At 47.3% G+C, this 1,055-nt stretch carries 1 protein-coding gene; it reads right to left on the bottom strand.

Going from position 1 to position 1,055, the window contains the following annotated elements; translation table 11 throughout:
* On the bottom strand, positions 1-1,055 hold a 1,055-nt coding region (gene tuf / locus AB4274_RS22075; RefSeq protein WP_137001546.1), incomplete at both ends, for an elongation factor Tu.

The raw sequence follows: 1,055 nt of genomic DNA, 5'->3' as shown, positions 1-1,055 counted from the left end.
AAGATTTTAGCTACAACACCAGCACCAACTGTACGGCCACCTTCGCGGATTGCGAAACGTAGACCTTCGTCCATTGCGATTGGAGCGATTAGCTCAACAGTCATTTGAACGTTGTCACCTGGCATTACCATTTCTACGCCTTCTGGTAGAGTGATGTCGCCTGTTACGTCAGTTGTACGGAAGTAGAACTGTGGACGGTAACCTTTGAAGAAAGGAGTGTGACGGCCGCCTTCGTCTTTAGAAAGTACGTATACTTCAGACTCAAACTTAGTGTGTGGGTTGATAGAACCTTTCGCAGAAAGTACTTGACCACGTTCAACGTCATCACGCTTAGTACCACGTAGAAGTGCACCAACGTTCTCACCTGCACGACCTTCGTCAAGCAGTTTACGGAACATTTCAACACCAGTACAAGTAGTAAGAGTAGTCTCTTTGATACCAACGATTTCTACTTCGTCACCTACACGTAGGATACCGCGCTCGATACGACCAGTTACAACAGTACCACGACCTTGAATTGAGAATACATCTTCAATTGGTAGTAGGAACGGTTGGTCAACTGCACGCTCTGGCTCAGGAATGTAAGAATCTAGTGCTTCTGCAAGCTCAACGATCTTGTCTTCCCACTGCTTCTCGCCGTTTAGTGCGCCAAGTGCAGAACCTTGGATAACTGGTAGGTCATCACCTGGGAAGTCGTATTCAGAAAGAAGTTCACGAACTTCCATCTCAACTAGCTCAAGTAGCTCTTCGTCATCTACCATGTCACATTTGTTCATGAATACGATGATGTAAGGGATACCAACTTGACGACCAAGTAGGATGTGCTCACGAGTTTGAGGCATAGGGCCGTCAGTCGCAGCAACAACTAGGATACCGCCGTCCATTTGTGCTGCACCAGTGATCATGTTTTTAACATAATCCGCGTGTCCTGGACAGTCTACGTGTGCGTAGTGACGTGCTGGAGTGTCGTACTCAACGTGAGAAGTTGCGATTGTGATACCGCGCTCACGCTCTTCTGGAGCGTTATCGATAGATGCGAAATCTTTAGCAACACC

The organism is Vibrio sp. 10N.261.55.A10, from assembly GCF_041470825.1.
Taxonomy (GTDB): domain Bacteria; phylum Pseudomonadota; class Gammaproteobacteria; order Enterobacterales; family Vibrionaceae; genus Vibrio; species Vibrio crassostreae_C.
The sequence above is the reverse complement of the archived record's forward strand: the minus strand, read 5'-3'. Positions and strand labels throughout refer to the sequence as shown.